Here is a 21389-nt window from a genome sequence, read left to right as displayed (position 1 = left end):
GAGCACGAATGCAGGGGACCCAGGGACTGCGCGACCACTACGACGCGATCGTCGTCGGCAGCGGCATCGGCGGCCTGACCACCGCCGGCTACCTGGCGGCCGACGGGCGCAGCGTCCTCGTCCTCGAACAGCACGACATCGCCGGCGGCAACGCGCACGTGTTCCGCCGCCGGCGCAAGTACGAGTTCGACGTCGGCACGCACTACCTGGGCGACTGCGGCCCCGACGGGCACTTCCCGGCGATCCTGGCCGGCCTCGGCGTCCTGGACCGGGTGCGGTTCCGGCCGATGGACAACGAGCAGGGCTTCGACCGGATCATCACGCCCACCGCGACCGTCGACGTGCCGGCCGGCTGGGACGCCTACCGCGACCGGCTGCGGCAGGCCCTGCCCGAGGAGGCCGACCGGATCGCCGGCTTCCTCGAACTCGCCGAGAACGTGGCCGGCTCGACCCGCGCCGGCCTGAACGGCGTCTCCCTGGTCGACCTGTTCCGCAAGTCCCCGCAGACCATGCGCTGGTCCCGCCGCACCTTCGCCGACGCCCTGGGGCACTTCGGCCTCTCCGCCAAGGCGCGCACGCTGCTCGCGGCGCAGGCCGGCAACTACGGCACCATGCCCGACGGCATCAGCCTGGCCCACCACGCCTCGATGATGGACCACTACCTGCGCGGCGCGTACTACCCCGAGGGCGGCGGCCAGGCGATGGTCGCCGCGTTCGTCGAGGCGCTGGAGGCGCACGGCGGCGAACTGCGCACCCGCTGCGACGTCCGCCGCATCCTGATCGAGAACGGGCGCGCCACCGGCGTCGAACTCACCGACGGGCAGCGGATCTCGGCCCCGCTGGTCATCTCCAACGCGGACTACCGGCGCACCGTCCTCGACCTGTGCGGCGGCGAGGACGCCTTCCCCTCCGAGGTGGTGGCCCGCACCCGCGCGGCGACCATGCGCGGCTCCTTCGTCTCGGTGTACATCGGGCTCGACACCGAACTGCCGGGCCTGCCCAACGCCAACCTCTGGTGGCACGACAGCGACGACATGGAGGGCGCGCACGCCGCCATGCTGGAGCGGTACGCGCGGGACGGCTCGATGGACTCGGTGCCGGCGCTCACCTTCTCCTTCGCCTCCCTCAAGGACCCGGGCGCCGCCGCCGTCTGCCCGCCCGGCCACAGCAACTTCCAGCTCATGACGGGCCTGCCGCCCGGCTACGGGTTCTGGGGCCTGGAGGGCGGCCCGGCCGACGGCGAGCCCTACCGCCGCAACGCCGCCTACCTCGCCCGCAAGCAGCAGCTCACCGAGGTCATGCTGGCCACCGCCGAGAAGGTCATCGGCCCGTTCCGGGAGCGCATCACCCACCTGGAGACGGCCACCCCGCTCACCCACGAGCGCTACATCCGGGCCACCGGCGGCACCCCGTACGGCATGGCCAGCTGGGGCGGCTCCAGCCAGCGGCCGGACGTGCGCACCGAGGTCGAGGGCCTGTACGTGGTCGGCCAGAGCGTGCGCTACGGCAGCGGCATCGCCGCGGTCGCGAACAGCGGCATGGCAGCCGCCTCCGACATCATCGGCCGCGCGCTGCTGCGCGAGGTGTTCGGCGGCGCGGTGCTCGGCGACCCCTCCCGGCTGCCCGACCGCGGCCCGGACTGGGACCCGCTGGTGGTCTCGCGCGGGCGGGCGCGGCAGCGCGCCAAGGGCCTGGCCCGCATCGGCTGACCCCTCCTCCCTCCGTTTCCTCACCCTCCGATCCGCACCCCTCCGATCCGCACCCCTCCGACCAGGAGCACTGTTCCCATGAATCAGGTCCCTCCCTTCGCCGTGGTCTCCGGCGCCCAGGTGCACGAGGCCCTCAACGGGCACGAGGACGAGGTCGTCGCCACGGTCGAGGCCGCGTACCGGCTGCACGGCGAGGGGCAGACGGTCAACCCGGACTCGTACTTCCTGCGCTTCCCCGACCGCCCGTCCTCCCGGATCATCGCGCTGCCGGCCTCGGTCAAGGGCGAGGTCGGCGTGCACGGCATCAAGTGGATCTCCAGCTTCCCGGACAACGTGGCGGCCGGCCTGCCGCGCGCCTCGGCCGTCCTGATCCTCAACGACGCCGAGACCGGCTACCCGTTCGCCTGCCTGGAGAGCTCGATCATCAGCGCGGCGCGCACCGCCGCCTCCGCGGCCCTCGCGGCGGCCCGGCTCGCCGACGCCCGCGGCGAGCGCCCGACCCGGGTCGGCTTCTTCGGCGTCGGCCTGATCGCCCGCTACGTGCACACCTACCTCGCCGCCAACGGCTTCGACTTCACCGCGGCCGGCGTCCACGACCTGTCCGCCGAGCACGCCGAGGGCTTCTCCGACTACCTGCGCCGGGCCGAGGGCGAGGGCGTGGAGATCACCGTCCACGACAAGGCCGAGGACCTGATCCGCTCCAGCGACCTGGTGGTCTTCGCCACCGTCGCCGGCGAGCCGCACGTGACGGACCCGCAGTGGTTCTCGCACAACCCGCTGGTGCTGCACGTCTCGCTGCGCGACCTCTCCCCCGAGATCGTCCTCGACTCGTGGAACGTCGTCGACGACATCGAGCACTGCATGAAGGCCGGCACCTCGCCGCACCTGGCCGAACAGCTCGTCGGCCACCGCGAGTTCGTCGCCGGCACGCTCTACGACGTGCTCACCGGCACGATCGCCCCGCCGTCCGACCGGCCGGTGGTCTTCTCCCCGTTCGGCCTCGGCGTGCTCGACATGGCCGTCGCCAAGCACGTCTACGACCGCGTCCTCGCGGCCGGGCAGCTGCACACCGTCCCGGACTTCTTCCACGAGCTCAAGCGCTACGGCTGAGCCCTCCCCGCCCCGCCCCAGAGGCCCGTCCGCGCTCCCGGCGCCGGCGGGCCTCCGGCCTTTTCCCGCCGCTCCGCCCCCTCCGCTGACGGCCAACTGACGGCACGCTGACCGAACGGCCCCCCGGCCCCCCGACGCCTTGTCCGCGCCATGGACGGCCGCCCAGAATCACCCGCATGAGATCCTTTGCCAACCTGGCCGAGTTCACCGGGGCGACCGGGGAGCACCTCGGCTACAGCGAATGGCTCGACGTCACCCAGCACAGCGTCGACCAGTTCGCCGACGCCACCGGCGACCTCCAGTGGATCCACGTGGACCCGGAGCGCGCCGCCACCGGCCCGTTCGGCGGGACCATCGTCCACGGCTACATGACGCTCGGGCTGCTGCCCGCGATGATGCGCGCGATCTTCGAGATCCACAACGTCGAGCTGGGCGTCAACTTCGGCCTGGACAAGGTCCGCTTCCCCCGCCCGATCCCGGTCGGCGCCCGGGTCCGCGGCGGCGCCAAGGTCACCAGCGTCCGCGAGACCCCGATGGGCCACCTCGCCGCGGTGCGGATGACGGTGGAGGTCGAGGGCCGGCAGCACGCGGCCTGCGTGGCGGACACCCTGTCCCTCTTCGTCGCCGCCCCCGACACCGCCGAGGGCGCATCGGACGGCTTCTGAGCCCGCCCGCCCACGTCACCGCCGACGTCACCGCCGCCGCCAGGTAGAAGAACCTCCCCCTCCGGTCGGGCAAGAGGGGGGTTATTACTACCGATTTCGCCGCGCCGCCCCCGCCAGAATGGTCACACGGCCACCACGGCCGGAGCACAGCGAACGGCACCAGAGAGGAGCGGGTCATGGACCGCACGATGAAGCTCGGGGGAAGCCCCTCGGCGGTCGAGATCAGGGGATTCTCCGTCCCCGCCGGATTCACCGGACTGCGGCGGGCACTGGCCCTCTGCTGGATGTCGGTGGCGGCCTTCGGGCGCTCGCTCGGGGTCACCGGCGCGATCTCCCTGGTCGGCCCCGGCCTCGGCCTGGTGCCGCGGGCCATGGAGCGCGTCCGCGCCCTGGCCGCCCGTCAGCGCGGCCTGTCCGAGCGCTGGTCCGGCGTGCAGATCCCCGGTCCGCCCAGCGGCCTGCCGGCCGCCCCCGAGGGCGCCTCGGGAGCCGTCGCCCGCTACCGCTGGATCATGAGCGACCCGCAGACCAAGCGGGAGTTCACCTGGGTGCTCACCGACCCGATCGTCGGCGGCTTCCTCGCCTTCATGCCGATCGCCGTGCTGCTCAGCGGCTTCTGGGGCATCTTCCTGGCCTTCTTCGGCGTCCCGCTGTCGACCCAGTGGGACGGCCTCTGGTACCAGTTCATCCCGATCGACGGCCAGGCCACCGCGGTGCTGGCCGGCGTCCTCGGCGTCCTGCAACTGCCGCTGGCCCTGTGGATGGCCCCCCGCGCCATCCGCAAGCACGCCCGGTACACCCACTCCATGCTCGCCCCCAGCGAGCAGGAACTGATGGCCAGCCGGATCCAGCACCTCACCACCACCCGCAGCACCGCCGTCGACACGCAGATGGCCGAGATCCAGCGGATCGAACGCGACCTGCACGACGGCGCCCAGGCCCGCCTGGTCGCGATGGGCATGACCCTGGACGCCGCCGAACACCTGCTGGAGACCAACCCGGAGGCCGTCCGGGCCCTGCTCATCGAGGCCCGCCAGTCGTCCTCCAAGGCCCTGGAGGAGATCCGCAACCTGGTCCGCGGCATCCACCCGCCGGTCCTCGCCGACCGCGGACTCGCCGACGCGGTGCGGGCGCTGGCCATGGTCTGCCCGGTCCCCACCGAGGTCGTCGTGGACCTGCCCGGCCGCGCCGAGATGCCCGTCGAGTCCGCCGCCTACTTCGCGATCTCGGAGATCCTCACCAACGTCGCCAAGCACTCCGGCGCCGACCGGGCCTGGATCGACATCCGTTACGATCACGGCATGCTGCGCATGACCGTGACCGACAGCGGCCGCGGCGGCGCCGACGCCACCCGCGGCACCGGCCTGCGCGGCATCGAGCGACGACTCAGCACGTTCGACGGGGTCCTGGCCGTGAACAGTCCCGTCAACGGCCCGACCATGGTGACGATGGAGCTTCCGTGCGTATTGTCCTCGCCGAAGACCACTTCCTCCTGAGGGACGGCCTGATCCGCCTCCTCCAGGCCTACGGACACGAGGTGGTGGCCGCCGTCGACAACGGCGCCGACCTCCTCGCGGCCCTCACCGAGCAGCAGCCGGACGTCGCGGTCGTCGACGTCCGGCTTCCGCCGAACTTCACCGACGAGGGCCTGCGGGCCGTCCTCACCGCCCGCCGCACCATGCCCGACCTCCCGGTCCTGCTCCTCTCCCAGTACGTCGAACCGCTCTACGCCCGCGAACTCCTCGCCAGCGGCGGCCGCGGCGTCGGCTACATGCTCAAGGACCGCGTCACCAACGGCTCCCAGTTCCTCGACTCGATCCGCCGCGTCGCCGACGGCGGCACCGCGATGGACCCCGACGTCATCTCCCAGCTCCTCGTCCGCAAGGAACGCGACGAGAACGTCGGCAGCCTCACCGACCGCGAACGCGAAGTCCTCGAATGGCTCGCCCAGGGCCGCTCCAACGCCGGCATCGCCCAGGGCCTCTTCATCACCGAGAAGGCCGTCGCCAAGCACATCAGCAACATCTTCACCAAGCTCGGCCTGCTCCCCACCGACGGCGACAACCGCCGCGTCCTGGCCGTCCTCGCCTACCTCGACCAGTAACCCGCCCGCCTCCACCGGCCCGTGAGCGGCCGGTTCAGCCGTGGCGGGCGCCCGAGTCCCAGACCCAGGCCGCGATGCCGACCCGGTTGTTCACCTTCAGCTTCCGCTGCACGTGGGTCATGTGGGTCTTCACCGTGCCGGCCGAGATGAACAGCGCCTCCGCGATGTCGGCGTTGGTCAGGCCGTCCGCGACCAGCCGCGCGACCTCCAGCTCACGCGGCGTCAACTGCTCGACCTTGGGCGCCTTCTTCTGCTTCGGGCCGGCCAGGCTCCGCAGCAGCCGGGTGGTGATCTGCGGGCTGATCAGCGAGTCGCCCTCGACGGCGGCGCGCACCGCCTCGATCAGCAGCGGCGCACCGGAACGCTTCAGCAGGAAGCCGTACGCGCCCGCCTTCAGCGCCGAGTGGACGTACTCGTCGAGGTCGAAGGTGGTGACGATGACGACCCGTACGCCCGGGCTCTCCTCGGCCAGCCGGCGGGTCAGCTCCAACCCGTCCATCCGCGGCATCCGGATGTCGGCGAGCAGGACGTCCGGCCGCAGCCTCCGTGCCAGCTCGAGCGCCTCGTCACCGTCGCCCGCGACCGCGAGCACCTCCATGTCCGGTTGCAGGTCGAGGATGTGCCGAAAGCCTTCCCGCACGGTTGCCTGGTCGTCAGCGATCACGATGCGTGTCGTCATGGGCTGATCCTCGCACGGGGTAGCATCCGAGCACATGACAAATCAACTGGCCAGGATCGGACGCCCAGTTGGCACGGCGTTCCTCGCGGCGGTCGCCATCTCGGTTGCGGTGTGGGCGGGTTCACCGGTTTCGACACTGATCCGGGGCTCGACGACGGTGGCGGTGCTGGCCGCCGCGGTCCTGATCGTGTGGCTGCCGGGGCAACCGCGGACCCGGAACCTGGTGACCGTCCCGGTGGCCTGCGCGATCTCGCTGTACGCGACGTTCCGCTACGAGGGCCCCGCCGACAACACCTCCGGGCTCTGGATCCTGGTCGAGTCGGTCGCCCTGCTGGTCACCGTCATGCCCGCGGTGCGCGGGTCCGCTCCGGCGGTCGCCGCCCTGCTGGGGCTGCTCCTGCTGGTGACCGTGACCCTGCTGCCGCTGCGGATCGCGCTGACCCTCGACCCGCCGGCCGGGCCGCGCGAGACCATCGGGCTCTGCGTGGTCTGGGGCCTGGCCGCGGTGGCCGCGGTGGGGGCGTCCTGCTACCTGCGCTCGCTGGACAGCCGGCGCAGGCTGGCGGTCACGGAGGAGCGGCGCGCCCAACGGCTGCACGTCGCCCGGGACCTGCACGACTTCGCCGCGCACGACGTGACCGGGGTGATGGTGCTGGCGCAGGCGGCCCAGATGCTGGCCAAGGAGTCGCCGGAGAAGGCGCTGGCGCTGCTCCCGCAGATCGAGAGCGCCGGCATCCAGGCGCTGAAGTCGATGGACCGGACGATCCGGATCCTCAGCGAGCTGGAGGAGGACCGCCGGCCGGGCCGGGGCGGGGACGAGCCGGCGGCGGACGATCCCGAGGAGAACGCGGCGGCCCGGCCCCACTCGCTGGACGAACTGCCGGACCTGATGGACCGGTTCGAGCGCACCGGGATGATCCCGGCCCGGCTCGAACTCTCCCCCGGCGCCGTGGACGGCCTGCCGGAGCTGGTCGACGCCGTCGGCTACCGGGTGGTGATGGAGGCGCTCACCAACGTCCGCCGGCACGCCCCCGCCTCGCCCAGGGTGACGGTCACCGCCGAGCGGGTGGCCGACGGCGGCGCCCTGCGGATCCTGGTCCACAACGAGGCGGTCCCGGCCGGCACCCGGGCGGACACCGCGGCGGCGGTCGAGCGCGAGGGCGGCGGCACCGGCATCCGGGAGCTGCGTCGGCGGGTCGCGGGGCTGGGCGGCGAGCTCACCGCCGGGGCCTGCGCGAACGGCGGCTGGCAGGTCGCCGTCCTCCTGCCGCTGGACGGCGTCCCGGCCGCCCGCGACGTCGGCGACGGGGCGGGCGGCCGGGCCGGGCACACTCAGGGCACTCTCACCCGCTCGGGCGATCAGTCCTCTCCGGGTTGACCGGCCTCCCTCACCTGATCGGCGGACGGCAGCCGCAGCGAGCCCGCCGCCGCGCCGGCCAGCCCGAGCACCGCCAGGCCGGCGGCGCAGCCGAGCATCGCCTGGGTGCCGCTCAGCCACTGCGAGAGCAGCCCGCCCAGGGCCGCGCCGCCGGCCTGCGCGCCGCCGTTGAACAGGTTGGTCGCCGAACTCAGCCGACCGCGCATGCCGTCCGGGGTGAGCAGGATCTGCTGCGTACCGACGACGGTGTACGCGGTCGGCGCGAGGAAGGCCATGGCGGCCAGGAAGCCGCCCCAGACCAGTGCGCCGCTGGTGACGGACATCAGCGGGACGAGCACCGCGAGCAGCCAGATGATCCCGACCACGGCCTGGTAGGGCGTGATCGAGCGGGAGATCCGCGGCGCCGCGAGCGCGCCGATCAGGCCGCCGACGCCGAACATCGCGGCCATCGTGCCGACCTTCCCCGGCGAGGCCCCGTTCTGCTCGGCGGCCACGATGACGACCAGGTAGAGCGCCTGGAACAGCAGGTTGAGGCCGAGCAGCAGCAGGGTGGTCGAGCGCATGAACGGCTGGCGCACCAGGAAGGCGAAGCCGGCCACGATGTCACGCGGGATGGTCGAGATCGGGGAGGGCTTGCGCTCCTGCTTCGGCAGCCGGACGAACAGCAGCGTCACGAAGGCCACCAGGTGGGCGACGGCGTCGGCGAGGAACGGAACGGCCCGTCCCAGGCCGAACAGGAACCCCCCGCCCGAGGTGCCGACCAGCTGCCCGAGGTGCATCCGCGCGGTGTTCACCGAGAGCGCCGTGGGCAGTTGCCCACGGGTCACCACCAGGGGCAGCGAGGCCCGCTCGGCCGGGTCGAACAGGCTGGTGGCCGCCCCGGCGACGGCCGCGGTGAGCAGCAGCAGCCAGGTGGTGACGTGCCCGGTGGCGGCGGCGAGCGCGAGCAGGCCGAGCATCACCGCCCGGACCAGCACGCAGACCACCATGATCTTCTTGCGGTCCCAGCGGTCCACCAGCGCACCGGCCGGCAGCCCGACGGCCACCTGGGCCACCGCGTTGACCGCGCTCACCGCGCCGGCCACCCCGGGGGAGCCGGTCGTGGCGAGGGCGAGCAGCGGGAAGGCGATGGTGGAGACGTTGAGACCGGTCTCGGAGGCCGTGGTGCCGATCCACAGCAGGTGGTAGACCCGGTTGCGGCGGAGCGGGAGCTCCGGTTCCGTGACGGCCGCCGGGCGGTCGGCGGCGGGTGCCAGCTCGCTCATCCCCGCACCTCCCGGCACTCGTCGGCGATCGCGCGCAGCACGCCGGCGAACTCCGCGGCCAGCCGCTCCACCGTCCCGTGGTGGTGGACGGCCGGGGAGTAGTACCAGGTGAACTCCAACCGCCCGTCGTGGATCCCGCCGACGATCTCCAACACGTGCTCCATCCGGTCGTCCGGGCCGAGGTCCTGGCCGATCGCGCCGTGCACGGTGTGCACGAGCCCGCTGCCGGGCCCGCCGTCGCTGCGGTGCCGGCCGAGGAAGTTGAACACCACGTCCGGGTCCGGCCCGGTGAGCGGGGTGTCCGGGTGCAGGTGGCGCAGCGGGCCGTGGCCCAGGCCCTTGCCGGGGACGGCACGCAGCTGCCGCCGCACGACGCGGGTGAGGGCCCGCCAGTCGTCGCCCTCGGGCACGGCGAGGCGGACGGGGTGCACCGCGGTGAACCAGCCGACCGTCCGGGACAGGTCGACGTCGTCGAGCAGCCGCTCGCGGCCGTGGCCCTCCAGGTCGACGGTGACCTCGTCCTCGCCGGTCCAGCGGGCCAGCACCCGGGCGAGCGCGGCGAGCGCGATCTCCTCGACCCTGGTGCGGTAGACGGTCGGCGCGTGCTCGGCCAGCTGGGCCGAGTCCTCGGCGCCGAGCCGCACCCGCACCTCCCGGCCGCCGCCCACGGTGGCGACGCCGTCGAGGTCGCGGGGCACCGGCCGGGCGGCGCCGACCCCGTTCCAGTGGTCGAGCTCGTGGTCCAGCGCGCCGGAGCGCACGTGCTCGACCAGGCGGGCGGACCACTCCTGGAAGGTGGTGCTCCGCGGGCCGAGGTCGACCGGCCGCCCGGCCGCCGCCTGGGCGTGGGCCGCGTCCAGGTCGTCCAGCAGGATGTTCCAGGACACGGTGTCGACCACCAGGTGGTGGACCGTCAGGAACAGCCGGTCGCGGCGGCGTCCACCGGACTCGAAGAGGACGGCGGCGAGCAGCGGGCCGCGGCCCAGGTCGAATCCGGCCTGGGTGGCGCGGGCCTCCCGGTCCAGCAGCGCGCCCAGTTCGCCGTCGGGGGTGGCGGAGGTGTCCACCACCCGCAGCAGCGGCTCGCCGGCCCGGTAGGGCGGGTTCTCCTGGGCCCAGCCGTCGGCGGTGCGGGTGTAGCGCATCCGCAGCGCGTCGTGGTGCTCGACCAGGGCCTCCAGCGCGGCGGTGAGCGCCGCGCGGTCGGCCGGCGCGCCGAGCTCCAGCAGCACCGACTGGTTGAAGTGGTGCGGGTGGTCGTGGGTGTCGAAGAACCAGCGCTGCACCGGGGTCAGCGGGACGGGCCCGACGGCCGGCGGCCGGCCCTCGGCCGCGCCGTCGCCGATCTCGGTGGCGGCGGCGGCGAGTTCGGTGGCGGCGGCGGCGAGTTCGGCCACGGTCTGGTGCAGGAAGACGTCCTGGGCGTCCAGCCGCAGTCCGGCCCGGCGGGCCCGGGCGACCACCTGGATGCTGAGGATGGAGTCGCCGCCGAGGTCGAAGAAGCTGTCCTCGACGCCGACCCGCTCGACGCCGAGCGTCTGCGCCCAGATCCGGGCGAGCAGTTCCTCCTTCCGGCCGCGCGGCGCCACCCGGGCCGCCACGGCGGTGTCCGGTCCGGTCGGCGCCGGGAGCCGGCGCCGGTCCACCTTGCCGTTGGTGCCGACCGGGAGCTGGTCGAGCACCTGGACGGCGGCCGGCACCATGTAGCCGGGCAGGGCGCGGGCCACCGCGTCCCTGAGCAGCGCGGGCGAGAGCTCGGAGGCGCCCGACCGGGCGCCCGGGGCCACGTACGCGGCCAGCAGCTCGCGGCCGCCCTCCGGCTTGAAGACCACCACGGCGGCGTCCCCGACGCCGGGCTCGCGCAGCAGCACGGCCTCGATCTCGGAGGGCTCGACCCGGTGGCCGCGGACCTTGAACTGCGTGTCGGTGCGGCTGACGAACTCCAGCTCGCCGCCGGCCACCCGGCGGACCAGGTCGCCGGTGCGGTACATCCGGCTCCCGGGCCCGCCGAACGGGTTGGCGACGAACCGCCCGGCGGTCAGGCCGGGCTGTCCGGCGTAGCCGCGGCCGAGCCCGGGGCCGTCGATGTAGAGCTCGCCGGGCACGCCGTCCGGGACCGGCCGCAGGTGGCGGTCGAGGACGTGCAGGCCGACGCCGTTGAGCTCGGTGCCGACCGGCACGGGGGCGCCCGCGTGCAGCTCGCCCGGACTCCACAGGGTGGAGACCAGCGTGGCCTCGCTCGGCCCGTACACGTTGAAGAACTCCCGGCCCTGCGACCAGGTGCGCACCAGGTCGGGCGGGCAGACGTCGCCGGCGGCGGCGACGGTGGGCAGCCGGCCGCGCAGCCGCTCGGCGTCCATCACCGCCAGCAGCGCCGGGGGCAGCACCGCGACGGTGGCGCCGGTCCGGATGATCTCCCCGGCCGGGTCGGGCGCGGGGCGCGGGCTGGTGAGGCAGAGCGCGCCGCCCGCGGTGAGGGTGCAGAACAGGTCGCACACCCCGCCGTCGAAGCTGGCCGGCGCGTACTGCAGCACCCGGCTGTCGGCGGTGATGTCCCAGGCCTCGCGCAGCACCCGGGCGGTCCGGGCGATCGCGCCGTGGCTGATCACCACGGCCTTGGGGCGGCCGGTGGAACCGGAGGTGTGCACCACGTAGGCGACGTGGTCGGCCTCCACCCGGTACGGGGAGCCCGGCTCGCCGGGCAGCGCGGTGCCGGCCGGGGCCGCATCGCCGTCCGACCCGTCCGACCCGTCCGACCCGTCCGACCCGTCCATCCGCAGGACGGTGAACGGCCCCTCGGGGAGCCGCTCGGCCAGGTGCGCCTGGGTGAGCAGCAGCGGGACCGCGGTGCCGCTGATCATCGCGCCGATCCGGTCGGCCGGGTACTGCGGGTCCAACGGCACGTAGCCGCCGCCGGCCCTGAGCACCGCGAGCGCCGCCACCACCATCTCCACCCCGCGGTCGGCGAACACGCCGACCAGGGTGTCCGGGGTGACGCCCCGGGCGACCAGCCGGCGGGCCAGGTGCCCGGCCCGGGCGTCGAGTTCGCCGTACGAGACCTCGGTCCCGTCGTCGGCGACCACGGCCACCGCGTGCGGGCGCTCCGCGGCCCGCCGGCCCACCAGCTCGTGGGCGAGCACGCCGGCTTCCCCGTCCGGGTCCCGGTGCCAGCGCCGGGGTTCCAGCACCAGCTCCTCGGCCGGGACGTAGGGGAGTTCGCGCAGCGGGTCGCCCGGGCGCTCAGAGATGCCGCCGAGCAGCAGGACCAGGGCGTCGGCCATCCGGCGGGCGGTGCTCCGGTCGAACAGGCCGACGCTGTACTGGAGGGCGGCGTCCAGGCCCCGGTCGGTCTCCTGGAACTGGAAGGTGAGGTCGAACGCGGCGCCGCCGGTGGGCAGGCCGAACTCCTCGGTGCGGGCACCGTCGAGGCGCGCCGGGCCGCCCGGGGCGTCCTGGAGGACCACCATGGTCTGGAACAGCGGGGTGCGGCTCGGGTCGCGCTCCGGCCGCAGCGCCTCGACCAGCCGGTCGAAGGGCACGTCGGCGTGGGCGAAGGCGCCGTTGACGGACTCCCGCACCCGGCCGAGGAAGCCGTCGAAGCCCTCCTCCCAGTCCACCTCGGAGCGCAGCACCAGGGTGTCCACGAAGAAGCCGACCACCTGCTCCAGTTCGGGCCGGTCGCGACCGGCCGAGACGGTGCCCACCGCGATGTCGTCCTGGCCCGACCAGTGCGCGAGCACCAGTTGGGTCGCCGCGACCAGCACGGTGAACAGCGTCGCGCCGCCGTCCTGGGCGATCCGCTTGAGCCGCTTGGCGGTCTCCGCGTCCACGGCGAACTCCAGCTGCGCGCCCTCGCGGCCGCGCACCGGCGGCCGGGGCCGGTCGGTGGGCAGTTCCAGCGGCTCCAGGCCGGCCAGCCGCTCCCGCCACCAGTCGAGCAGGCCGCTCCCCTCGCGCTCCCAACGGGCACGCTGCCAGGCCGCGAAGTCGGCGTACTGGACGGGGAGTTCCGGCAGGTCGGCGGTGCCGCCGTGCCGTCGGACGCGGTACAGCTCGGCGAGGTCGCGGACCAGCACGCCGGCCGAGCGGCCATCGGTGACGATGTGGTGCAGGACCAGGGTCAGCACGTGCTCGTCCTCGGCCAGCCGGACGAGGTGGGCCCGGAACAGCGGACCGGTGCGCAGGTCGAACGGGGTGGCGCCGTCGGCGCCGATGGCCGCCCGCAGCCGGTCCTCGCGCTCGTGCGCGGGGTGGCCGGCCAGGTCGGTACGGGCCAGCGCGAAGGGCCGTCCGGCCGGGGCGATCAACTGCCGCCCCTCGCCGTCGACCTGGCCGAAGAGCGTGCGCAGCGACTCGTGCCGGTCGACCAGGTCGGCCAGCGCCAGTTCCAGCGCGTCGGCGTCCAACGGGCCGTGCACCCGCAGGCCCAGCGGCGAGTTGTACTCGGCGCCGGTCCCGCCGAACTGCCCGAGGAACCACAGCCGTTGCTGTCCGAAGGAGAGCGGCGGGGCGCTCTCCCGGCCGACCGGCACCAGCGCGGCGGCGGGCGCCTCCCGCTCGGCGGCGAGCAGCGCGGCCAGCGACCGGACGGTCGGCGCGCTGAACAGGGCGCGCGGGGAGATCCCGGAGTCCAGGTGCTGCCGCAGCCGGGACACCACCCGGATGCTCAGCAGCGAATCACCGCCCAGCTCGAAGAAGTTGTCCTCGGCCCCGATCCGCTCGACGCCCAGCACCTCCGCCCAGATCCCGGCCAGCAGGGTCTCCGCGGCGCCCTCGGGGGCCAGGTACTCGCCGCCGAGGGCGAGGTCCTCGGGCGGCTCGGGCAGCGCCCGGCGGTCGGTCTTGCCGTTGGGCAGCAGCGGGACGCGCTCCAGTCCGACGAAGGCCGAGGGCACCATCGCCTCGGTGAGGCCGGCGGCCAGTCGGGCCCGCAGCCCGGCCGGGTCGATCCCGGCGCCGGGCACGGCGGGCACCACGTACGCCACCAGCCGGTCCCGGCCCCGGTCGCGGCGGGCCACCACGACCGCCTCGGCCACGTCGTCCAGCGCGGTGAGCGCCGCCTCGACCTCGGCGAGCTCGATCCGGAAGCCGCGGATCTTGACCTGGTGGTCGGCCCGGCCGAGGAACTCCAGGACGCCGTCGGCCGTCCAGCGGCCCAGGTCGCCCGGCCGGTACAGCCGGCCGCCCGGGGTGAACGGGTCGGGCAGGAAGTGCTCGGCGGTCAGCTCGGGACGCCGCCAGTAGCCGGCGCTCACGCCGTCACCGCCGATGTGGATGTGGCCGGGCACGCCGACCGGCACCGGCTCGCCCCGCTCGTCGAGGACGTACACCCGGGTGTTGCCGATCGGACTGCCGACCGGCACGTAGGCGGCGAGCCGGGCCAGCCGCTCGGGGGTGGGGACGAACACCGTGGAGTCGACGGTGGCCTCGGTCGCCCCGTAGGCGTTGACCACCACGGTGTCCGGGTGGGCGTGCTCCAGCAGCTCGCGGCAGTCGTCGACGCGCCAGCCCTCCGAGCCGACCGACATCACCTGGAAGGCCGGCAGCCGCTCGCCGCGCCCGCCGACCTCCTCGACCAGTGCCTTGGCGAGCGAGGGGACCAGTTCGATCGCGGTACCGCCGACCCGCTCGACCAGCGCGAGCAGCCGGGCGGGGTCGGTGACCAGGTCGGTCGGCACGACGAGCAGCGAACCGCCGAAGAAGACCGAGCGGAGCAGGTCGGCCAGGAAGAGGTCCACCGAGAGGCTGGTGATGGAGACGAAGCGCAGCCTGCGTTCCGTCAGGTCGTACAGCTCGTCCCAGGCGTCGGCGATGTGGAGCAGGTTCCGGTGGGTCACCACCACGCCCTTGGGCCGGCCGGTGGAGCCGGAGGTGTACACCACGTACGCCGGGTCGTCCGGCCCGGCGGCGACCTCCGGCGGGGTCTCCGGGCCGGTGTCGGCTCCGGACCCGACGGACTCGACGGACTCGACGGTGACCAGGGCGCCGCCGTGGCCGGGCAGCCGGTCGGCGATCGCGGCGTGGCTCAGCACCACCGCCGGCTCGGCGTCCGAGAGCATGAACTCCAGCCGCTCGCGCGGGTACGCCGGGTCCAGCGGCACGTAGGCGGCGCCGGACTTCAGCACCGCGAGCACGGCGAGCACCATGTCGGTGGAGCGTTCCAGGTGCAGTGCCACCCGCTCGCCCGGCCGGGCACCGGCGGCGACCAGTCGACGGGCGAGCCGGTTGGCCCGGCGGTCCAGCTCCCGGAAGGTCAGCGGAGCCCCGCCGTCCGCCTCCAGGACGGCCACCTCGTCCGGGCGGGCAGCGACCTGGGCGTCGAACAGCTCCTGGACCAGTGCCTCGGTGCGGCGCGGGCGCGCGGTGTCGTTCCACTCGACGAGCAGGGTGTGCCGCTCCCGCTCCGTGAGCCAGGGCAGCGCGGCCGGCCCGCGGTGCGGGTCCGCGGCCACGCCCTCCAGCAGGGTGCGCAGCCGGCCGCCGATCCGCTCCACGGTGGCGGCGTCGAACAGCTCGGGATCGTAGGTCAGTTCGATCCGCAGCGCGGTGTCGGCGTGGCTGCTGACGGTGAGCGGCACGGTGCTGCTGTCCGAGGCGCGCAGCACCTGGACGCCCACCCCGTCGCGGCCGGTGGCGCCCTCGGCGACCGGGTAGTTCTCGAAGACCACCACGCTGTCGAACAGCCGCTCCCCGGAGGCCAGTTCGGCGCAGCGCCGGACGTCGGAGAGGGCCAGGTAGTCGTGCGCGGTGCTCTCCGCCTGCGCCGCCTGCAGGGCGCGCAGCCAGGCCCCGAGGTCACCGTCCGCCTCCGGTCCGGCCACCCGGGCCCGGACCGGGACGGTGTTGACGAACATGCCGATGCCGCTCTCGATCCCCGGCACCTCGGGGGTGCGTCCGGAGACGACGGCGCCGAAGACCACGTCCGGCTCGCCGGCGTGCCGCGACAGCAGGATCGCCCAGGCGCCCTGCATCAGGGTGTTGAGGGTGATCCGGTTCTCCCGGCACCAGTCGGCCAGCACCCCGGTGACCGCCGGGTCCAGGGCGAGCTTGTGCGAGCCGACGGCCCGGGTGCGGTGGTCGGCGGCGGGCTGGCGGTCCACCGGCAGCGCGGTGGGCTCGGCGAAGCCGGCCAGCACCTGCCGCCAGTGCGCCAGGGCGGCCTCGCGGTCCTGCCCGGCCAGCCACTCCAGGTACTCGCGGAACGAGGGCCGGCTGACCGGGAGGGCGGCCCGCCCCTCGACGGCGGCGACGTAGTGCTCCAGCACCTCCTCGAACAGCTGGGCGGTGCTCCAGCCGTCCAGCAGCAGGTGGCTGAACGTCCACAGCTGGTGGACGGTCCGGTCGTCGACCCGGGCCAGGACGATCCGCATCAGCGGCCCGGCGGCCAGGTCGATGCCGCGCTCGCGCTCGGCCCGGACCAGCTCGTCCAGCCGCCGGCCGGGGTCGGGGTCCCCGCGCCAGTCGAGCAGCTCGACCGGCGGCTCCAGGTCCGAGCGGATCAGCTGGACCGGCTCGGGCACGCCCTCCCAGCGGACGGTGGTGCGCAGCACGTCGGTGCGCCGGAACACCTCGCGCCAGGCCCCGGCCAGCGCCTCGGCGTCGGCCAGTCCCTCCAGCCGCAGGGCCAGCTGGTCGACGTAGGCGCCGCCGTCCGGGTCGGTCAGGGTGTGGAAGAGCATGCCGCCCTGCAGCGGGGTGAGCGGCAGGACGTCGTCCACGCCCCGGCCGTCGCCGACCAGCCGGTCGAGGGCGGCCTGGTCGAGCCGGGCCAACGGGTGGTCGGACGGCGTGCGGCCGCCGGCGCCGGGCTCGGCGCAGTGCGCGATGACGGCCCGCAGGTGCGCCAGCAGCGACTCGCCGAGCCGCCGGACGGTCTGCGGCCGGTGCAGCGCCCGGGAGGTGAACCAGGACAGCGTGAGCACCCCGTCGGAGACGGCGCCGACCACCTCGATCTGCGCGCTCCGCTCGTGGTCGCCGTCCCACTGCGGCCCGCCGTCGCCCAGGTGGGCGCGGTAGAGGGAGCGGGCGGCGAACGCGCCGTCCAGCTGCCCGTGGTAGTTGAAGGTCACGGCCGGCGCGGCGGCCGGGGTGAAGCCCGCCCGGTGGGCGGCCAGCGCGCCGTGGCCGAAGCCCTTGGCGGGGGCGGCACGCAGTTGCTCCTTCACCGACTTCAGTCGCGCGGCGACCCCGTCGCCGGCCGCCACCGTCAGCGCGACCGGGTGGACGGCGGTGAACCAGCCGACCGTACGGGACAGGTCGGCGCCGGGCAGGACGTCCTCGCGCCCGTGCCCCTCCAGGCCGACCAGCACCCGCTCGCGGCCGGTCCACTCCGCGAGCGCGCCGGCCAGGGCGGTGAGCAGCACGTCGTCCACCCTGGTCCGGTAGACCGACGGGACGTCGCGCAGCAGCGCCTCGGTCTCCTCGGCGGTGAGGGCGAAGTCCGTGCGCTCCGACGAGGCCACCGTATTGGGCCCCGTGCCGTCGGCGGGCAGCTCGAAGGACTCCTCCGCGATCCTTCGCCAGTACGGGAGTTCGGCGTCCAGGCCACCGTCGCGGACGTACTCGGCGAGCCTGGCGGACCAGGCCGCGAACGGGGTGGTCGGGGTGCCGAGGTCGACCGGTCGGCCGGCCCTGGCCTGCTCGTAGCCGGTCGCGAGGTCGTCCAGCAGGATGCGCCAGGAGACGCCGTCGACCACCAGGTGGTGCGCCGTCAGCAGCAGCCGGGGGCCGGCCCCGGCACCCTCGTCGAACAGCACGGCGCGCAGCACCGGGCCGTGCTCGGGGTCGAGGGCGCGACGGGCCGACTCCGCCTCCTCGCGCAGCGCCGCCGCGCGCTCCGGCCCGCCCGGGCCGGCGGTGTCCCGGCGGCTCAGCAGCGGGCCGTCCTGGTGCGCCGCGGCCTCCTGCAGCCAGCCGCCGTCCGCGCGGCGCAGCCGGGTGCGCAGCGCCGGGTGGTGGGCGACCAGGGCCTCCAGCGCCCGCGCCAGTGCGGCCGGGTCGGTGCCGGGAACCAGCTCCAGCAGCAGCGACATGGTGAACCGGGGGATGTCGGCCGCGCCGGCCAGCAGCCGGTGCTGCATCGGGGCCAGCGGCGCCGGCCCCCGGTGCTCGTACGGCTGGACGGTGTCGGCCGCGGTGGTGACGCCGGGGGCGATCCGGGCGATGGTCTGCTTGACCAGGATGTCCCTGGACTGGAGCAGGAACCCGGCGGCCCGGGCCCGGGAGACGGCCTGGATGCTGAGGATGGAGTCGCCGCCGAGGGAGAAGAAGTTGTCCTCGGTGCCGACCAGGTCGGCACCGAGCAGTTCGGCCCAGATCCCGGCCAGAGCCCGTTCGACGTCGGTGCGCGGCGGCACGTAGCCGGTGGCCGGCTCCGGCTCGACGGCGCTCTCCGGCAGGGCCCGGCGGTCGGTCTTGCCGCCGGCGGTGCGCGGCAGCGCCGTCAGGAAGGCGAAGGCGGCGGGGACGAGGTAGTCCGGCAGCAGGCCGTGCAGGTGGGCGCGGAGCGCGGCCGCGCCCGGTACCGCGGCGCTCGGCACCACGAAGGCCACCAGCCGCTGGACGCCGGCCCGGCCGACCCGGGGCACCACCGCGCAGTCGTCCACCGCGGGGTGGGAGCGCAGCGCCGCCTCGATCTCGCCCGGCTCCACCCGGACGCCGTTGATCTTGACCTGGTCGTCGCCGCGGCCGGCGAACTCCAGCCGCCCGTCCGGCGTGCGGCGGACCAGGTCGCCGGTGCGGTACATCCGGGTGCCCGCGGGGCCGAACGGGTCGGCGACGAAGCGCTCGGCGGTCAGTGCGGCCCGGTGCAGGTAGCCGCGCCCGACCGGCAGACCGGCCAGGTAGAGCTCGCCGCGCACGCCGGCCGGGACGGGGCGCAGGTGCGCGTCCAGCACGTAGGCCCGGGTGCCGCGCACCGGCAGGCCGAGCTCCGGCGCGCGGGCGGTGTCCACCCGGGCGGCGAGGGTGTCGACGGTGCACTCGGCCGGCCCGTAGAAGTTGTGGGCGGTCAGCCCCGGGGTCGCGGCCAGCTCGCGCCACAGCTCCTCGCCGACCGCCTCGCCGCCGAGCACCAGCACGGCGGGCCGGTGCGGCGCGGCGGGGGCGAGCAGGCCGGCGTCGAGCACCGGGCGGGCGAAGGACGGCGTGAGCTGGAACAGGTCCACCTGCTCGTGCCGCGCGTAGGCCACCAGGTCGTCGGCGTTCAGCCGGGTCTCGCTGTCCACCAGGTGCAGGGTGTGGCCGTCGGCCACCGCCATCAGCGGGTTCCAGGACGCGTCGAAGGTCGGCACCGTGGTCAGCGCGACCCTCAGCGGGCGGCCCAGCAGGGCCGCCGCGGGCCGGAACAGCTCGTCCCGCTGGCGGGCGAACAGGTTGGCCAGCGAGCGGTGTTCGACCACCACGCCCTTGGGCCGGCCGGTGGAGCCCGAGGTGTGGATGACGTACGCGGCGTCCCCGGGGGCCGGGGCGGCCGCGGGCTCGTCGTGCCCGTCCCGGGCGGCGACGGCGGCGACCACGGCGGGCTCGTCCAGCAGCAGCCGGGGCAGTTCGGCGGGCACCGCGCCGGCCGGCTCCCCGGTGCCGAGCACCAGCGCGGGCCGGATGCCGCGTAGCAGGTCGGCGATCCGCTCGGCGGGCTCCTCGGAGTTCATCGGCACGTACACCGCGCCGGCCTTGAGCACCGCCCAGAGCGCGACCACGAAGTCGGTCGAGCGCGGCAGCACCAGTGCCACCAGGCTCTCCGCGCCGATCCCCAGGGACCGCAGGTGGCGCGCCAACCGGTTGGCCCGGCCGTTGAGTTCGGCGAAGCCGAGCCGCTCGTCCCGGAACACCAGGGCGGGCGCGCCGGGGGTGGCGGCGGCCTGCCGCTCGAAGGCCTGGACCAGGGTGGCGGGGCCGTCGCCGGCGGTGGCGGCGGCCGCGTCCCAGTCGCGGCGCAGCTCGGCCGCCTCCTCGGCGGAGACCAGCGGCAGCGCGCGCAGCGGGGTGTCCGGCCGCTCGCCGACCGCCTCGAACAGGGCGACCAGCCGCTCGCCGAGCGCCCGGACGGTCCGCTCGTCGAACAGCGCGGTGCTGTACGACAGGCCGAAGTCCAGCTCCCCGTCGCGCTCCTCGAACTCCAGCCCGAGGTCGACGGTGGCCTCCCAGCGCGGCAGCTCCAGCTGCTCGACGGCCACCCCGGGCAGGGCGAGCGGGGCTCCGAACGCGTTCTGCAGCACCATCATGGTCTGGAACACCGGGGTGCGGCTCGGGTCCCGGACCGGCTCCAGCAGTTCGACCAGCCGGTCGAACGGCACCTGGTCGTGCTCGAAGCCGTCCAGCACGCCGTCCCGCACCCGGGCGAGCAGCGCCGCGAACGGCTCCTCCTCGTCCACCGCGGTGCGCAGCGCGACGGTGTTGGCGTAGAAGCCGACGGCACGCTCCAGTTCGGGCCGGCCGCGGCCGGTGGTGACGGTGCCGACGGTGACGTCCGGCTGCCCGGAGAGCCGGGCGAGCAGCAGCTGGTAGCCGGCCAGCAGCACCGGGAACAGCGTGGTGCCCTCGCGCCGGGCGAGGTCCCTGAGCCGAGCGGTCGACGCGGCGGGCACGGCCAGCCGCAGCACGGCGCCGGCCGTGTCCCGGACCGGCGGGCGGGGGCGGTCGGTGGGCAGGCCGAGCGGCTCGGCGCCGCGCAGCCGGCTCTCCCAGTAGTCGAGCCCGGCCTTCACGCCGGGCCCGGCCAGCCACTCGCGCTGCCGGAGCGCGTAGTCGGCGTACTGGACCGCGACCGGCTCCGGGCGCGATGTCCGGCCGGCGGCGAACTCCGCGTACGCCGAGCCGAGTTCGTCGAAGAGCACGCCCGAGGACCAGCCGTCGATGACGCTGTGGTGGGCGGTGATCAGCAGCACGTGCCGCTCCGGCGCGGACCTCAGCAGCAGGGCACGCAGCAGCGGGCCCCGCGCGAGGTCGAAGGGTGTCGCGAGCTCGGCCCGTACGGCGGCCGCGACAGCGGGCTCCTCGCCATCAGGTTCCCCGGCACCCGGCTCCCCCGCACCGGGCTTCCCGGCACCTGGCTCCCCGGCATCGGCGGCGGGCTCGGCGAGGCGCAGCACGCCGGCCGCCGCCGGGTGGACGACCTGGCGCACCCGGTCGTCCTCGACCCGGTAGCTGGTGCGCAGCACCTCGTGCCGCTCCACCACCAGGTCCACCGCCCGGGCCAGCGCGTCCCGGTCGAGCGGACCGGTCAGCCGCAGGCCGAATGCGCTGGTGTACTCGCTGCCCTCGGGGGCGAGGCTGCTGAGGAACCAGAGCCGCTGCTGGCCGGAGGAGAGCGGGACCTCCTCCGGGCGCGGACCGGCGCCGATCGCGGCGTCCGCCGCGGCGGCGGGCGCGTCCGGGGCCGCGCCCCGGCCGGCCAGCCGCCGCAGCAGCTTCTCGCGCACCTCGGGCGCCAGCGCCGACAGTCGGTCGGGCCGGGACGTGGGACCGTTCATGCTCAT

Annotated in this window: 9 protein-coding genes; 6 read left to right on the top strand and 3 right to left on the bottom strand. The window is 75.0% G+C overall.

Annotated elements, in window-relative coordinates; translation table 11 throughout:
* Window positions 1-8 precede the first annotated feature (8 nt).
* The 5 genes from OG556_RS19190 (at window position 9) to OG556_RS19170 (ending at window position 5588) form a co-directional block, all read left to right on the top strand.
* A complete protein-coding gene (locus OG556_RS19190) occupies window positions 9-1709 on the top strand; it encodes a phytoene desaturase family protein (protein ID WP_371518137.1) in 1701 nt (566 codons plus the stop codon).
* A 78-nt stretch (window positions 1710-1787) separates the two neighbouring features.
* Complete coding sequence (gene sbnB, locus OG556_RS19185; RefSeq protein WP_371518136.1) at window positions 1788-2819, top strand: 2,3-diaminopropionate biosynthesis protein SbnB; 1032 nt, start codon at window positions 1788-1790, stop codon at window positions 2817-2819.
* 176 nt (window positions 2820-2995) lie between these two features.
* Entirely contained in the window at window positions 2996-3484 is a 489-nt protein-coding gene (locus tag OG556_RS19180) for a MaoC family dehydratase (protein WP_371518135.1), read from the top strand.
* Between the two features lie 176 nt (window positions 3485-3660).
* Window positions 3661-4980: a sensor histidine kinase gene (locus OG556_RS19175; protein ID WP_371518134.1), complete on the top strand. Its 1320-nt coding sequence runs from the start codon at window positions 3661-3663 to the stop codon at window positions 4978-4980.
* On the top strand, window positions 4944-5588 hold the full coding sequence (locus tag OG556_RS19170) for a response regulator transcription factor (protein WP_063348719.1): 645 nt from the start codon (window positions 4944-4946) through the stop codon (window positions 5586-5588). Before OG556_RS19175 ends, OG556_RS19170 begins: the two co-directional genes overlap by 37 nt.
* A gap of 34 nt (window positions 5589-5622) precedes the next feature.
* On the opposite strand, the gene OG556_RS19165 is transcribed toward OG556_RS19170, so the two are convergent.
* Complete coding sequence (locus OG556_RS19165) at window positions 5623-6267, bottom strand: response regulator (RefSeq protein ID WP_371518133.1); 645 nt, start codon at window positions 6265-6267, stop codon at window positions 5623-5625.
* 34 nt (window positions 6268-6301) lie between these two features.
* On the opposite strand from OG556_RS19165, the gene OG556_RS19160 reads away from it, so the two are divergent.
* A complete protein-coding gene (locus tag OG556_RS19160; RefSeq protein WP_371518132.1) occupies window positions 6302-7645 on the top strand; it encodes a sensor histidine kinase in 1344 nt (447 codons plus the stop codon).
* Here the strand turns inward: OG556_RS19160 and OG556_RS19155 are convergent.
* On the bottom strand, window positions 7627-8910 hold the full coding sequence (locus tag OG556_RS19155; RefSeq protein WP_371518131.1) for an MFS transporter: 1284 nt from the start codon (window positions 8908-8910) through the stop codon (window positions 7627-7629). The genes OG556_RS19160 and OG556_RS19155 overlap by 19 nt on opposite strands.
* Window positions 8907-21383: an amino acid adenylation domain-containing protein gene (locus OG556_RS19150; RefSeq protein ID WP_371518130.1), complete on the bottom strand. Its 12477-nt coding sequence runs from the start codon at window positions 21381-21383 to the stop codon at window positions 8907-8909. Before OG556_RS19150 ends, OG556_RS19155 begins: the two co-directional genes overlap by 4 nt.
* Window positions 21384-21389 lie beyond the last annotated feature (6 nt).

The sequence above is a fragment of the Kitasatospora sp. NBC_01300 genome, assembly GCF_041435235.1.
Taxonomy (GTDB): Bacteria; Actinomycetota; Actinomycetes; order Streptomycetales; family Streptomycetaceae; genus Kitasatospora.
The sequence above is the reverse complement of the archived record's forward strand: the minus strand, read 5'-3'. Positions and strand labels throughout refer to the sequence as shown.

Excerpts from the sequence above, each read along its gene's own strand:
- OG556_RS19155 (WP_371518131.1), bottom strand. The coding sequence starts at position 8,910 with ATGAGCGAGCTGGCACCCGCCGCCGACCGCCCGGCGGCCGTCACGGAA.
- OG556_RS19190 (WP_371518137.1), top strand. The coding sequence starts at position 9 with ATGCAGGGGACCCAGGGACTGCGCGACCACTACGACGCGATCGTCGTC.
- OG556_RS19160 (WP_371518132.1), top strand. The coding sequence starts at position 6,302 with ATGACAAATCAACTGGCCAGGATCGGACGCCCAGTTGGCACGGCGTTC.
- OG556_RS19150 (WP_371518130.1), bottom strand. The coding sequence starts at position 21,383 with ATGAACGGTCCCACGTCCCGGCCCGACCGACTGTCGGCGCTGGCGCCC.
- sbnB (WP_371518136.1), top strand. The coding sequence starts at position 1,788 with ATGAATCAGGTCCCTCCCTTCGCCGTGGTCTCCGGCGCCCAGGTGCAC.
- OG556_RS19180 (WP_371518135.1), top strand. The coding sequence starts at position 2,996 with ATGAGATCCTTTGCCAACCTGGCCGAGTTCACCGGGGCGACCGGGGAG.
- OG556_RS19175 (WP_371518134.1), top strand. The coding sequence starts at position 3,661 with ATGGACCGCACGATGAAGCTCGGGGGAAGCCCCTCGGCGGTCGAGATC.
- OG556_RS19165 (WP_371518133.1), bottom strand. The coding sequence starts at position 6,267 with ATGACGACACGCATCGTGATCGCTGACGACCAGGCAACCGTGCGGGAA.